At 72.2% G+C, this 12,979-nt stretch carries 13 protein-coding genes; all 13 read left to right on the top strand.

Annotated elements, in window-relative coordinates; genetic code table 11:
• The first annotated feature begins 19 nt into the window (after window positions 1-19).
• The 13 genes from ACN27D_RS15990 to ACN27D_RS16050 all read left to right on the top strand — a co-directional run bounded on the left by ACN27D_RS15990 (window position 20) and on the right by ACN27D_RS16050 (window position 12,925).
• A complete protein-coding gene (locus ACN27D_RS15990) occupies window positions 20-613 on the top strand; it encodes a hypothetical protein (protein WP_358171013.1) in 594 nt (197 codons plus the stop codon).
• A 27-nt stretch (window positions 614-640) separates the two neighbouring features.
• On the top strand, window positions 641-1,987 hold the full coding sequence (locus ACN27D_RS15995) for an ABC transporter substrate-binding protein (protein ID WP_421499394.1): 1,347 nt from the start codon (window positions 641-643) through the stop codon (window positions 1,985-1,987).
• 19 nt (window positions 1,988-2,006) lie between these two features.
• Window positions 2,007-2,822 carry a class I SAM-dependent methyltransferase gene (locus ACN27D_RS16000; protein ID WP_358171016.1) on the top strand — a complete coding sequence of 272 codons (816 nt, stop codon included), beginning with the start codon at window positions 2,007-2,009 and terminating at the stop codon, window positions 2,820-2,822.
• 27 nt (window positions 2,823-2,849) lie between these two features.
• The gene (locus ACN27D_RS16005) at window positions 2,850-3,728 is read left to right on the top strand and encodes a branched-chain amino acid ABC transporter permease (RefSeq protein WP_358171018.1); all 879 of its coding nucleotides are present in this window, start codon (window positions 2,850-2,852) and stop codon (window positions 3,726-3,728) included.
• The gene (locus ACN27D_RS16010) at window positions 3,725-4,717 is read left to right on the top strand and encodes a branched-chain amino acid ABC transporter permease (protein WP_358171019.1); all 993 of its coding nucleotides are present in this window, start codon (window positions 3,725-3,727) and stop codon (window positions 4,715-4,717) included. The genes ACN27D_RS16005 and ACN27D_RS16010 overlap by 4 nt, the downstream gene beginning before the upstream one ends.
• Window positions 4,714-6,225 (top strand): ATP-binding cassette domain-containing protein, encoded by a 1,512-nt coding sequence (locus ACN27D_RS16015; RefSeq protein ID WP_358171020.1) that lies wholly within the window; start codon window positions 4,714-4,716, stop codon window positions 6,223-6,225. The genes ACN27D_RS16010 and ACN27D_RS16015 overlap by 4 nt, the downstream gene beginning before the upstream one ends.
• A gap of 199 nt (window positions 6,226-6,424) precedes the next feature.
• On the top strand, window positions 6,425-6,868 hold the full coding sequence (locus ACN27D_RS16020) for a hypothetical protein (RefSeq protein WP_421499395.1): 444 nt from the start codon (window positions 6,425-6,427) through the stop codon (window positions 6,866-6,868).
• On the top strand, window positions 6,865-7,617 hold the full coding sequence (locus tag ACN27D_RS16025; protein WP_358171023.1) for a class I SAM-dependent methyltransferase: 753 nt from the start codon (window positions 6,865-6,867) through the stop codon (window positions 7,615-7,617). Before ACN27D_RS16020 ends, ACN27D_RS16025 begins: the two co-directional genes overlap by 4 nt.
• Window positions 7,618-7,630: 13 nt before the next feature.
• Entirely contained in the window at window positions 7,631-8,545 is a 915-nt protein-coding gene (locus ACN27D_RS16030) for a hypothetical protein (RefSeq protein ID WP_421499396.1), read from the top strand.
• A 137-nt stretch (window positions 8,546-8,682) separates the two neighbouring features.
• Window positions 8,683-9,327, top strand: a complete 645-nt coding sequence (locus ACN27D_RS16035; RefSeq protein ID WP_421499397.1) for a GNAT family N-acetyltransferase — start codon at window positions 8,683-8,685, stop codon at window positions 9,325-9,327.
• Between the two features lie 19 nt (window positions 9,328-9,346).
• Complete coding sequence (locus tag ACN27D_RS16040; protein ID WP_358171026.1) at window positions 9,347-10,315, top strand: tetratricopeptide repeat protein; 969 nt, start codon at window positions 9,347-9,349, stop codon at window positions 10,313-10,315.
• 784 nt (window positions 10,316-11,099) lie between these two features.
• Window positions 11,100-12,266, top strand: a complete 1,167-nt coding sequence (locus tag ACN27D_RS16045) for a sensor histidine kinase (RefSeq protein WP_358171028.1) — start codon at window positions 11,100-11,102, stop codon at window positions 12,264-12,266.
• Window positions 12,263-12,925 carry a response regulator gene (locus ACN27D_RS16050; RefSeq protein WP_120572150.1) on the top strand — a complete coding sequence of 221 codons (663 nt, stop codon included), beginning with the start codon at window positions 12,263-12,265 and terminating at the stop codon, window positions 12,923-12,925. Before ACN27D_RS16045 ends, ACN27D_RS16050 begins: the two co-directional genes overlap by 4 nt.
• Window positions 12,926-12,979 lie beyond the last annotated feature (54 nt).

Here is a 12,979-nt window from a genome sequence, read left to right on the forward strand (position 1 = left end):
GGTGCCGGCGGTGATGAGCATGAACAGGGACACCGGCGTGACCGACGGCCGGGTGGTCACGGTCCTGGTGGCCGGCGGTGCGGGGGCAGGCAAGACGTGCTTCCTGCGCGCCGCCGGCCACGGCCGCGCGGCGCTTGCGGGTCCGGGCAGCGTGTGGGAGACCGGCTACGCCACGCTGCCGAACGGTGTCACCGTCGCCCTGCGCACGGCGCCGGATCAGCGGCGCTGGTGGTGGATGTGGGACCGGGTCAGCGCCGGGGCGTTCGGCGCCGTGGTGCTGGTCGACGCCACCCGCTTACCGGCCTCGTATCCGGCGCTGGACTACTTCGACGCTCGCCGCCTGCCCTACCTGGCCGCCGTCAACCGACCGCTCGGCGGTACGCGCAACCGCCACGAGATCCGCGAGGCCCTACGGGTCGCGCCCCAGGTGCCGGTCTTGACCTGCGACGCCACCGAGCCAGCCTCCGTCTTGGCCGTCCTGCACCACCTCATCACCGCCGAGCACACCGGCCGCTACCACCGGGTGATGCCGCCGGCATCACCTCTGAGCGCAAGGAGCCACCTCAGCACCCCCGGACACCCGAGTCGCGACCCACGTCCGTTCCCCTCCTGAAACGCACCCCTCGACGAAAGGACTCCTGTGACTTCTCAACAGACCCCCGGCCGGTCTCGGTGGCGGCTGGCGATCGCCACCGTCGTCGCCGCCGTGCTCCTCGCGATCTCGGCATGTACCGGGTCGAGCCTCGGCGACTCGGACACCAGCGGCGAGGAGATCCGCATTGGCCTGATCGTGCCGAAGTCCGGCCCCTACAAGGCGATCGGCGACGACCAGGCCGCCGGGTGGCGGCTGGCCCTGAACACGCTGGGCGGCAAGCTCGGCGGCCGACCCGTCAAGGTGATCGAGGCCGACGAGGGCGACGGCAAGACGGTCGCGCTCGCGTCGGCGCGCAAGCTCATCGAGCAGGACAAGGTCCTCGCCCTGGTCGGCGGGGGCACCGCGGACACGGTGCAAACCCTGTACCCGCTGCTGAAGGAGGCTGGGGTGCCGCTGATCGGCACCGGCGGCCGGCCGTCCACCGTCGCTGACACCACCTACCTGTGGTCGACGTCCTGGTTGAGCCAGGAGACCGGCGCGTCGATCGCCGACTACCTGCGCCAGAAGGTGGGCGAGGGTCGGGTGTGGGTGATCGGCCCGGACTACATCGGCGGACGCGACCAGATTGGCGGGTTCGTCGACGCGTTCCGCAAGGCCGGCGGGAAGCTGGCCAACCCGGGCGGCGAGCCGACGTGGACGCCGTGGGTGCCGGCCCCCACCACCGAGTTCTCCCCATACCTGACCAAGATCAAAAACAGCGGGGCGGCGGCGGTCTACACCTTCTACGCCGGTGCCAGCGCGGTGGAGTTCGTCAAGCAGTACCGGCAGTACGGCGTGGACGTGCCGCTGTACGCCTCGGGGTTCCTCACCGAAGGCCCGTCGCTGGCGGCCCTGGGCCCGGCGGCCAAGGGGATCTACACCGCCCTGAACTACTCCACCACCCTGGACAACGCGGCGAACCGTGACTTCGTGCGCCGCTACACCGCGGCCAACGACGGGAAGCTGCCGAATCTTTACCACGTCACCGGGTGGGATGCGGCGCTCGTGCTGGACAAGGCCATCGCCGAAGCGCTCGCCCGCCCCGACGCCCCGGCGGCCACACCTACCACTACCCGCACGGGGGCGCAGGTACCGAGCAGCCCCACGGCGGTCAGCCCGGCCGCCTCGTCCTCCTCGCCCGCCGCGCTGGGCGGGGCGAGCGGTGAGCTGACCGGGCGGTCGCTGACGGCGGCGCTGTCGCGGGTCGGAGCCATCGACTCGCCACGCGGGAGCTGGCAGTTCGGCTCGCAGAACCACACGCCGGTGCAGGCGTACTACCTGCGCGAGGTCGCCCAGGACGGCCAGGTGTGGGTCAACCGCACCGTTCAGACGTTGACCACGCTCGGCTCCTGATCCAGAAGGGACAGACACGATGACGACGACCACCGCCAGCGGACAGAGCGCCGGGTACATGTTCGACAACGCCACCGACGAGGCCGCCAACCAGCTGCGCCACCTGGGTGAGATTCTCGACTCCGGCACCCGCCGGATCCTGACCGAGGCCGGAATGGCGCCGGGCTGGAACGTGACCGACGTCGGCGCCGGGGCGGGCACGCTGACCGCCTGGCTGTCCGACCAGGTCGCCCCGGGCGGGCACGTCACCGCCGTGGACCTCGACCCCCGCCACATCCCGACCGGCCCCAACATCACCGTCCGAGCCGGCGACATCCGCCAGATCGAACTGGACGGGTCGCAGCAGGCGGTCGTGGCGCGGCTGGTGCTGATGCACCTGCCCGAACGGGAGCAGGTCCTCGCCCAACTGACGCAGGTCCTCGCCCCTGGTGGGGTACTCGTGGTGGCGGACTGGGACTGCACCTGGCGGGACATGATCCGCCGCAGCCCCAGCCCCCGCGCCACCGAGCTGATCGAACGCTTCCACGACGGCCTGCTCGCCTTCGGCGAGGCTCGGGGAGCGGACATGGGCTGGGCCAAGCGGGCACCGGAGGCGATGGTGCGCGCCGGCCTGGTCGACGTCACCAGCCACATCGAGTCCCGTTCGTGGCGCGGCGGCACCGGCACCTGCCTGCTGCACCGCTCCAACTCCCTCCAGCGCGAGGCGCAGCTGCTCGACGCCGGCATGACCCGCGACGAGCTGACCGAGCTGCGGGAGGTGCTGATGGACCCGGAGCTGATGTTGTCGGGCTACCTGATGCACACCACCGTCGGCCGCCGACCCACCACCGCCTGACCGGCCCAGCGGACGAGGAGGAGTGCCGTGGGCCTGGACGGGCTCGTCAACCCCTACACGATCACCGCGCTAGACGGTGTCGCGTACGGGCTGCTGCTGTTCACCATCGCCGCCGGGCTGACGTTGATCGTCGGCGTGGCCGGGGTGCTCAGCATGGCCCACGGCACCCTCTACCTCGCCGGCGCCTACCTCGCCTGGCACCTCGCCGACGGCGGCTGGACCGGCCTCGCCCTCGCCCTCGCCGCCGCAGTGGTAGTGGGCGCGCTCGGGGGAGCGGGTCTGGCCGCCGCCGTGCGCCCGCTCACCGACCGGCCGCTCGATCAGGTGCTGGCGACCCTTGGCGTCGCCTACATTGCCGCCGACCAGTTCAGCGCCGTGTTCGGCGCGGAGCCGCGCTCGGTCGACCCGCCCCGTGCGGTGGCCGGGTCGGTCAGCCTGGAGGGCTTCCAGTATCCGGTCTACCGGCTGGGGTTCATCGCGGTCGGCGTGCTGCTGGTGGCGGGGCTGTTTTGGTTCGTCGAGCGGTCTCGCGCCGGGGCGGTGGTGCGCGCGGTGGTCGCTGACTCGGGCATGGCCGCCGCCACCGGCCTGCGCAACGGCATCGTCCGGACCGGCGTGTTGGTCGGTGGAGGAGTCCTCGCCGTGGCTGCCGGGGTGCTGGGCGCGCCGGTCATCGGCCCGTCGCCGGGGGTGGACACCACCATCCTGGTCTACTCGCTGATCGTCTGCGTCGTCGGCGGCCTCGGCAGCATCCGCGGCGCTCTGCTCGCCGCGCTCGGCGTCGGGCAGATCCTCACCCTCGGCGTCGCCCTCGTCCCCGGTGCTGCCGCGTTTCTGCTCGCCGCCGCCATGCTCGCCGCGCTCACGATCCGCCAGCGCACCGGACTTCCGGGACGGCCCGCATGACCGCGACCCTCACCCCCACCTCCGCGTCCACCAACAGCTCGGCCCGCCGGCCGTTTCGGCTGCCGTCCTGGGTCATACCCACCATCGGGGCCCTGGGCCTGGTGACGGCGATGGCGTTGCCGTGGCTGGTCAACGCGTACGTGATCTCGCTTGCCGCCACCGCCCTGGTGATGGCCGTCCTCGCGATGAGCGCTCAACTCCTGGCCGGGCTCGCCGGGCTCGCGCCGCTGGGACAGGCCGCCTACCTGGTCGTCGGCGCGTACACCGCCGCGAGCGTCGCCACGCTGACCGGCCTCGGCCCCCTCCAACTCCTCGCGGCTGCCGCCGCCGGGGCGCTCGCCGCCGCCGTCACTGGCTGCCTCGCCGTACGCGCCCGGGGCACCACCTTCCTGATGGTGACCTTCGGCCTGGGTGAGCTCGTCCACGCCGCCGCGAACCAGTGGGCCCCGGGCGGCAGCGAAGGCACCCACGCACCGCCCGTCGTGGCGTTGCCCGGCCTGCCGGCGATGGTGCGGCCCGGTTGGGTGTACCTGTACGTGCTGGCCTGCACTCTGCTCATCGGCGCTGCCGTCGCCGGTGTCGCCCGCACGCGCTTCGCTCTGCTGCTGCGCGGCATCGCCGCTCACGAACCCCGGGTGCAGGGCGCCGGGCAGCACACCGGCCGTCTGCTGCTCGCCGGGTACACGATCGCCGGGGGTATCGCCGGCGCGGCGGGAGCCTTGTTGATCGCGGTCACCCGGTACGTGTCGCCCGCCGACGCTGCCATGGGCGTCTCCGCCCTCGCGCTGGCTGCCGCGCTCATCGGCTCCGGCAGCATGATCGGCGCCTGCGCCGGCGCGATCCTTCTGGTCGCCGCCCGGGACTGGGTCGGCGGCCTGCTCGGCGGCTACGGTCCCACCCTGCTCGGCCTGGCGTTTCTGCTGCTGGCCTACCTGCCCCGGCACCGCCTGGCCGGCCTCACCAGCCGACTGTCCGGGAGGCGGACATGAGCGTCCCGCTGCTGCGCCTGGAGGCCGTCAGCCGCTGCTACGGCGCCCGCCGCGCTGTCGATGAGGTCAGCGTCGAGCTGCGGCCCGGGGCCCGGCACGCGATTATCGGCCCCAACGGCGCCGGCAAGTCCACCCTGCTGCACCTCGTCGCCGGGACCCTGCGCCCCACCTCCGGCCGCATCCTCTACGCCGGCCGCGACATCGGCCGCTGGCCGGCACACCGCCGGGCCCGCGCCGGGATCGCCCGCACCTGGCAACATCCGGCCCTCGCCCGTCCGCTCACCGCCATGCAGAACGTGCTGCTCGCCGTCCCCGGACAACGCCTCGCCGCGCTGCGGCCCCAGCCGCGTGCCGTGACGGCGGCCCACACGGCGCTGGCCCAGGTCGGCCTCACCGTCCACGCCGATCGGCCCGCCGGTCAGCTCGCCTACGGCGACCAACGCCGCCTGGAGATCGCCGTCGCGCTGGCCGCCCGGCCCCGGCTGCTGCTGCTCGACGAACCCTCCGCCGGCCTCGCCACCGGCGAGGTCACCGGTCTTGCCGGGCTGGTCCGCGCGCTGCCGGACGACATCACCGTGCTGCTGGTCGACCACAACCTCGACTTCGTCGCCGCCGTCGCCGACACCGTCACCGTGCTGCACCACGGCCAGCACATCGCCACCGGCACCCCCGCAGCGATCCGCGAGCACCCCGACGTGCGCCGCGTCTACCTCGGCACCGACACCCCCACCAACCCCGCACCCGACAGCCCAGCCACCACGGCGGCCGTGGCCGGGACGCCGGTCCTGCGGGTGCGGAACCTGAGCGCCGCCTACACCGGCGCGCCGGTGCTCACCGATGTCAACCTCGACGTGCGCGCCGGGCGGGTGACCGCGGTCGTCGGCCGCAACGGCGCCGGCAAGACCACTCTTATTGACACCATCGCCGGCCTGCACCCAAGCCAGCCCGGCACCGAGATCGTTCTGAACGGACACGTCGTCACCGAGATCCCGGCACGGCGTCGCGCCCGTTCCGGTATCAGCCTTGTTCCCCAGGGCCGCCGTCTGTTCGCCGGGCTCACTGTCGACGAACACCTCGCCCTGCCCCGACCGCACCCCACCCGGTCCAGGACCGTCGACGCCTGCCAGGTGCTCGACCTGTTCCCGGGCCTGGCCGAGCGACGCCATCACCAACCCCATCAGCTCTCCGGCGGCGAGCAGCAGATGCTCGCCCTGGCCCGCGCGCTGGTCGCCGCCCCGGACGTGCTGCTGCTCGACGAGCCGTCCGAAGGACTCGCCCCCGCCGTCGTCGGGCAACTCGCGACGATCATCACCGGCCTCGCCGCCGACGGCACCGCGGTCCTGCTCGCCGAGCAGAACCTCGCCCTGGCCTGCCAGGTCGCCCACAGCATCGCCGTTCTGGACCGGGCCCGCATCATCCGCCACGTCGCCACGGCCGACATCCGCGAGTACCCCACCGAACTGCATGACCTGCTCACCGTTCCGACCACCACACGGACACCGTCATGACTGCAACCCGCGATCATCACCGACCCGGCGAGGTCACCCCCGTGCCTCGCCGTCGTCCACCGGGCGCGGCACACCTTCCGCGCCCGGTGGACACCCCCACCCGCACGGCGCACCTCGCTGCGGGAGGCGGCGGGTGGTTGGCGACGCTGACCCGAACACCGTCGCCAACCACCCCACCCACCATGCGGCTGGTGACGCCGTGACCGACGACGATGACACCAGCCTGTGGCTGCTCACCGACCTGGCCAGATGCACCACCTGCTGGCTAACACTCCAGCCCTTCACCTGCGCGACCCGGCGGCGCTTCTACATCTGCTTCTGCCGAACGCTCTACGACGCCGGGCATCTGGAGGCCCTCGTCGTCGGATTCACCGCCGCCTACGACCGGCGCACCGCCACCGAACGGCCCCTCATCACCTACGCCCGGTGGCACCAGTCGACCCGGGCAGGGCTGCGCCAGCACCTGCTCCGCGTGGTCGACCACGCCTTCGTCCACACACCAGACCGCGTCGAGCTGCGCTGGCACCCGCACGTCCGCGCCGCCACCGCGTCTACCAGCCATGACCAGGAAGACCCTCACCACCAGCGCCCACTGATGCCGCCGGCATCACCCACCACGCCGACGACCGGAGGATCACCATGACAACGACACTGCCGGCCCGTTCCGGGCCGATACACCAACTGCTCAACCCGAGCATCCACAACATCTTGGACCGGATCGACATCCGCACCAACCAGCGGGTGCTGGAGATCGGCGCCGGCACGGGCGAAATCACCGACCGCCTGGCCCAACTCGTCGGCCGCTACGGGTCCGTCACCGCCGTCGACGCCGACACCAACCACCTCACCGGCACCGCCGTCATCGACATCCAGCAGCGCGACCCGAACCGCGACCTCCTGCCCGGCCAGGCCCACAGCTACGACCACATCGTCGCCCGCTGGCCCCACGGCACCCTGCGCGACCCGGCCGACGTCATCGAGCAGATGACCGCCCGCCTGCGTCCGGGCGGCTGGCTCGTCCTCGCCGACATCACCCCCACCCCACCCCGCATCTACCGGGCGCCCGACGACGAGTCCGGCACCCTGATCCACTCCGTCATGCAGCAGGTCCACCACGCCGTCACCGGCCCGCATGGCGCGACCTGGACTGCCGACCCCGAAACCCTGCTCCTGGGCCACGGCATGGTGCAGCACTGCGTCCACACCGCCACAGAGACCTGGACCGGCGGCGGCCCCGGATGCCGGCTGTTCGGCGACGTTGTCACCGACCTCCGCTCCAGCCTGGACATGACACGCGAGGACGCGGACCGATTCGCCGACCTCATGACCGATCCCCGCGTACTCCTGGGCTCCTACGAACGCCGGGTCATCCACGCCCGCGAGCGCACCTGAAGGCACGAGGACCATGACCCACCTGACCCTCACGGCCCGCCGCCGACTTGCCGCGCTCCTCGGCGGCAGCGTTGTCCTGCTCACCGCGTGCCAGAACGCCGGCACTGCCGCACCAGGACCGGCCGGCGTCCCGCCCTCCGCATCGCAGCCGGCCAGCACACCAGCTACGGCCGCCACCGCCGCCGGGCTCACCACCCGGCAGCGCCTGGACCTGCTCGCCAGCGCCATCAGCACCGCCCCAGCCGACACCACCGCCGGGCTGCCCTACACCTACCTGCATCTCCAGACCTGGGCACGCGCTACCAACACGATCGTCCGCACTGATGTGCGGCGCTGGCGGAAAGACGCGGACGGATCCGGCCGAGAGATCATCCGCCGGGCACCGGACCTGCGCGGCGTGAACCACCACCCCACCGCTGAGGAACGCCAGGAACTCAGCCGGGCCGCGCCGCAATCGGTGCACCACGGGATCAATCAACTGCATCCCTACCTCCCCGAGGACATCCCGGCCGAGCCGCGCGAACTGGCCAGGCTGCTCGCGCCGCCCGCGCTGGTCGACGAGCCCGCCTACCCCAGGATCCTGACCAGCGGTGTCGTCGGACTGGCCACCAGCCAACACCTCGATTCGCGGCAGCGCGCGACGACCCTGCGCGTCCTGGCGGCGGTCCCGGACATCACCTACCGGGGCACCACGACCGACCTCGCCGGCCGGACCGGGCTCGCCTTCCAGGTCACCGCCGACGGCTCCACCTCGACGTTGGTCATCGACCCGGCCACCGGCGAACTGCTCGCCGCGAAGGAGTGGATCGACGGCGGGCGCCGGCCCGGCCTGTTCTCCTGCAGCCTTCTGCTGGACAACGGCCGCGCGAGCAGCACCGACGAGCCCACTTCACCCACCGCCGCCGCAGCCGCGACCCCCCTGCGGTGACATGCCGACCGGCCGCCGCACCTAGGGGGTAGGACGGCGGCCGGTCCTCCAGGCCGGCGGCAGCGGGTCCCACGTCCCCTGCCGCCGGCCACCCAAATCCAGCACGACGACACGCAGCAAGAAAGGTAGGGCACGAGGTGAGGCATCAGATCCGGGCCGCGCGGTGGCGGGAGCAGGGCATTGTCGCCGCGGTGATCGGCGAGGCCCTCCACCCCACTCCCATCGGCGCCTGGCTGGTCCCCGACGAGGAGCACCGCCGCCGTGTCCTGACCGACGTCGCCGCCATCTGGGTGGAGCACGCCATGTTCTACGGCGACGTCCACGTCACCAGCAGCCTCACCGCCGCCACGGTCTGCTTCCACCGGTACGGGCCCCTTCCACCGCCGGCCAACTACGCCACCCGCCTCGCCACCGCTGCTGGCCCGTACGCCGAGAAGTTCCGCGCCCTGGACGAGATCATGGACAGCCGGCAGCCGACCAAGGCCCACTACCACCTCGCCTACCTTGCCGTGCGCCCGGACCACCAGCGGACCGGCCTGGGTCGGGCGCTGACGGAGCACCTGTGCAGCCGCCTCGATTTGATCGACCTGCCATCCTGGACCCTCACCCTTCCCGCCGGGGAACACCTTCTCGTCCAGGGCGGCTACGAGGCCCACCACGCCATCGAGCGCCCGACCGACGGCGTGACCCTGCAACCGATGAGCCGCCGCCCCGCCCAGCGTGACGAGACCGCCTCCGCAGCCCTCCGCCCTTCCGGCCGCCGTCAAGGCTCCCGAGTCTGACGCCCGGCCCGGAGCCCTCATGGACCTACCCGAGACGTACCTACCCGCCGGACTGCTGCGCTGCGGACACTGCCACGAGCCCATGGTCCGCATCGACGCCAGCTTCGAGCCAGGCTACGAATGCCAGCCCGGCTGCCGGCCGACGCCGGTCGACGCCGCTCAGATCACTGACACCATCGGCCGCGCCATCCTGCACCACACACCCCAGATCGTGCCCGTCGCCACCACGCCGACCCTCCCGCATGTCGCCGCCACCTACGCCGACCGGGTCCTCAGCCACGTCACCGTCAGCAAAACTTCCGCCGACATCGCTCTCGCCTGGCGCACCGCACCCATCCTGCTACCCGACCCACACCAGAACGTCCGAGCCCACCGGATCGCCGCCGCCCGACACCTTGCCGACCGCAACCCCCAGCGAGCCCTAGACCTGCTCCAGAAAAGCCTGACCGGCATCAACCCCGCCACCGCGCCTGCCGAGCTCGTGCACGCCGAAGCCGCCGCACTCCTCGCCGCGGTGCACCTCACCCTCGGCCGTCCAAACGCCGCCATCACCTGGGCCTCCTACGCCCACGAAAGCCTGACCCAACTCCGAGGACCCACCCACCCAGACACGATCAACAGCCTGCACCTCCTTGCCACCGCACACCGCAGCGCCAACCATCACCAACAAGCGCTGCGCTTCCTGCGGCAACTCGCCGACAACCTCACCACCACCGACGGCCCGACCGCCCACCGCACCCTGGCCACCCACGCCACCATCGCCCTCGTCCTCCATTACCTCGGCCACTGCCAACCCGCCCGTGCCCTCCTCGCCGACACGATCACCACCCACCACCAGCAACACCCCGGCCACCCGGCCACCACCCGCATGAAACAGCACCTCACCCGCATCCGGCGCGACTGCGATTCCCAAGGCCACGACCATCCCGAATCGAGTAGGCCATTGATGCCGGTGGCATCACCCCGGAGCCCGAGAGATCCCCTCTGAGCCGTTGACAGTGGCGGCAGCAGACGGCCGGCGATCACCGGCCGGCACCGTCTGAAACCTCTACCGTGCCAAGCCACCGATCCTGGAAAGGACCGACCTATGGAGAGCTTGCGCCGGCGTCACGCACCGATGGCCTGCTGGGCGGGAGGACTACCACTGGCACATCCTCCCGGCAGAGCAGCACACGCGGGCGCGTGCTCCGCCCGGCCCGGCGCCCCGGCACGTCGGCTGTGGCAGGCCGCCACAGAGGCCACCACCGCCGTGATCGGTGACCGGGCACCGCTGCTCCCGGCGTGTCGAGCGCCTGTCCATCGACGACGATCCCTGCACGAGCGAGCGGCATTGCACCCGCCGCGGCACCGTACACGCCCCTTGCTGGGGGCCTAGTTGACGGGACATGGGTGCTCCGTGGGTGTTCGGATGCCAGCGACCCTAAATGGATTCCACGCCTAGAATCTGGATTTGCGCCAGTAAAGACGGCCAACGATTCGAATACGATGAGTTACGGGGCCTCTGACCTGCTGATACTCTACGACCTCTGCCTGGATTAGCGGGCAAGAAGTCGGACAGAGATGCTTCACGCTCGGTAGCGAACGCGTGAAAGGATAGCTGAGGATTAAAAGTCCACAGCTCTGCCATTGAGCTAGCGGCCCGCACGGCACAGGTTACCCGAACCCGATCAGCCCGGCGTGCGTCGAGCACCGACCCTCCCGAGCACTCTCCGGCACGCCACGACGCCGCTGCGGGGCCCTCCGCTGCGTCCGCGGACCGCTACGCTTCGGCAATGTCGAGCTGGTGCCGGCACGGCCCCAAGGCGGAAGCGGCAGTGGTGCCTGCCGTCGCGCTGGTGGCCCTCCTCGGCCTGATCGTGCAGTCGGACGGCATCGACACCACCGCCGAACTCGTCGCGCTGCTCGTCGTCCTGGCCTCGTCCGCCGCGCTCTACCTGCGCCGGCGATACCCGGTGGCGGTGGGCCTGGTGGCGCTCGCCGCGGTCGCCGCGTACGGGGCTCTGCTGCACCGGCCCGGGCCGATCATGCTGGTGTTCGTCGTGGCGCTGTACACGGTCGTCGACGAGGGGCACATCGCGGTCGCGGTGGGCCTCGGCCTGGCCTCGGTCGTCTCCTTCGCCGTCGCCGACAGCTACACCCGGACCGGTGTCAGTGGCAACGGCGCGACGCTGCTGCACGCCGGCTGGCTGGTCGCGGTCATCGTCGGCGTGACCCGTAACCGGCGGGCCTATCTGGCCGAGGTGCAGGCCCGGGTGCTGGCCGCGGAGCAGCGCAAGGAGGAGGAGGCCCGCCACCGGGCCACCGAGGAGCGGCTGCGGATCGCCCGCGAGTTGCACGACCTGCTCGGCCACCATCTCTCGCTGATCAGTGTGCAGGCGAGCGCCGCGTTGCACCGGCCCGATCCGGAGCGGTCGGCGGAGGCACTTACCGTGATCAAGCAGACGAGCCGGGAGACGCTGCGGGAGCTGCGGGCGGCGCTCGGCGTGCTCCGGCAGGAGGGTACGACGCCGAGCCACCCCGCACCCGGTCTGGACCGCCTCGACGAGCTGGTCACGACGGCCGGGCGGCGCGGGCTGACGGTGCGTACCGAGGTGACGGAGACCGGGCCGCTCCCGCCGGAGGTGGACCTGTCCGCGTACCGGATCGTCCAGGAGGCGCTCACCAACGTGAGCCGTCACGCGGGCGCGAGCACGACGGTGGTCCGGGTCGTGCCGGACGGCGACGAGGTGCTGGTGGAGGTGGCCGACGACGGCGCCGGTCCCACGGGTCCGCCCGGGAACGGGATCCTCGGCATGGGCGAGCGGGCCCGGGCGCTGGGTGGCTCGCTCACCACCGGGCCGGGGCCGGACGGCGGGTTCCTGGTGCGGGCCCGCCTCCCGCTGCGGCCCGTCCCGCTGCCGGTCCCCGCGCCACGCACGGAACGGGGGGAGACGACGTGATCCGGTTGCTGCTCGCCGACGACCAGACTTTGGTACGCGCGGGCTTCCGCTCCATCCTCGACGGCGAGGACGGCATCGAGGTGGTCGGCGAGGCCGCCGACGGCGCCGGTGCGGTACGGCTGGCACGGGAGCTGCGGCCGGACGTCGTCCTCATGGACATCCGGATGCCGCTGCTGGACGGCCTGGCCGCCACCCGGGACATCGTCGCCGGCACCGACGCCCGGGTGATCATCCTGACCACCTTCGACCTGGACGACTACGTCTACGGCGCGTTGCGGGCCGGCGCGAGCGGCTTCCTGGTCAAGGACACCGAGCCGGCGGAGCTGATCCACGGCGTACGGGTGGTGGCGCGGGGCGACGCCTTGATCGCCCCGGCCGTCACGCGCCGGCTGATCGCCGAGTTCGCCGCCCGGACCCGGCACCCGGACCCGGGCCCTCGCCTGAGCGCGCTGACCGAGCGGGAACGGGAGGTGCTCGCCCTGGTCGCCGCCGGCCTGTCCAACGACGAGATCGCGGCCCGGCTGGTGCTGAGCCCGGCCACCGCGAAGACGCACGTCAGCCGGATCATGACCAAGACGCGGGTACGGGACCGGGCCCAGCTTGTGGTGCTCGCGTACGAGTCGGGGCTCACCGTGCCGGGCTGGCTCACCGCCTCCTGACGCCGGAACGGAACGAGCGGCCGGCGGAACCAGCGCGCCGGGACAGGACGAGCG

It is taken from the genome of Micromonospora sp. WMMD1274, assembly GCF_049179035.1.
Taxonomy (GTDB): domain Bacteria; phylum Actinomycetota; class Actinomycetes; order Mycobacteriales; family Micromonosporaceae; genus Micromonospora; species Micromonospora tulbaghiae.

Excerpts from the sequence above, each read along its gene's own strand:
- ACN27D_RS16015 (WP_358171020.1), top strand. The coding sequence starts at position 4,714 with ATGAGCGTCCCGCTGCTGCGCCTGGAGGCCGTCAGCCGCTGCTACGGC.
- ACN27D_RS15990 (WP_358171013.1), top strand. The coding sequence starts at position 20 with ATGAACAGGGACACCGGCGTGACCGACGGCCGGGTGGTCACGGTCCTG.
- ACN27D_RS16030 (WP_421499396.1), top strand. The coding sequence starts at position 7,631 with ATGACCCACCTGACCCTCACGGCCCGCCGCCGACTTGCCGCGCTCCTC.
- ACN27D_RS16045 (WP_358171028.1), top strand. The coding sequence starts at position 11,100 with ATGTCGAGCTGGTGCCGGCACGGCCCCAAGGCGGAAGCGGCAGTGGTG.
- ACN27D_RS16000 (WP_358171016.1), top strand. The coding sequence starts at position 2,007 with ATGACGACGACCACCGCCAGCGGACAGAGCGCCGGGTACATGTTCGAC.
- ACN27D_RS16010 (WP_358171019.1), top strand. The coding sequence starts at position 3,725 with ATGACCGCGACCCTCACCCCCACCTCCGCGTCCACCAACAGCTCGGCC.
- ACN27D_RS16040 (WP_358171026.1), top strand. The coding sequence starts at position 9,347 with ATGGACCTACCCGAGACGTACCTACCCGCCGGACTGCTGCGCTGCGGA.
- ACN27D_RS16025 (WP_358171023.1), top strand. The coding sequence starts at position 6,865 with ATGACAACGACACTGCCGGCCCGTTCCGGGCCGATACACCAACTGCTC.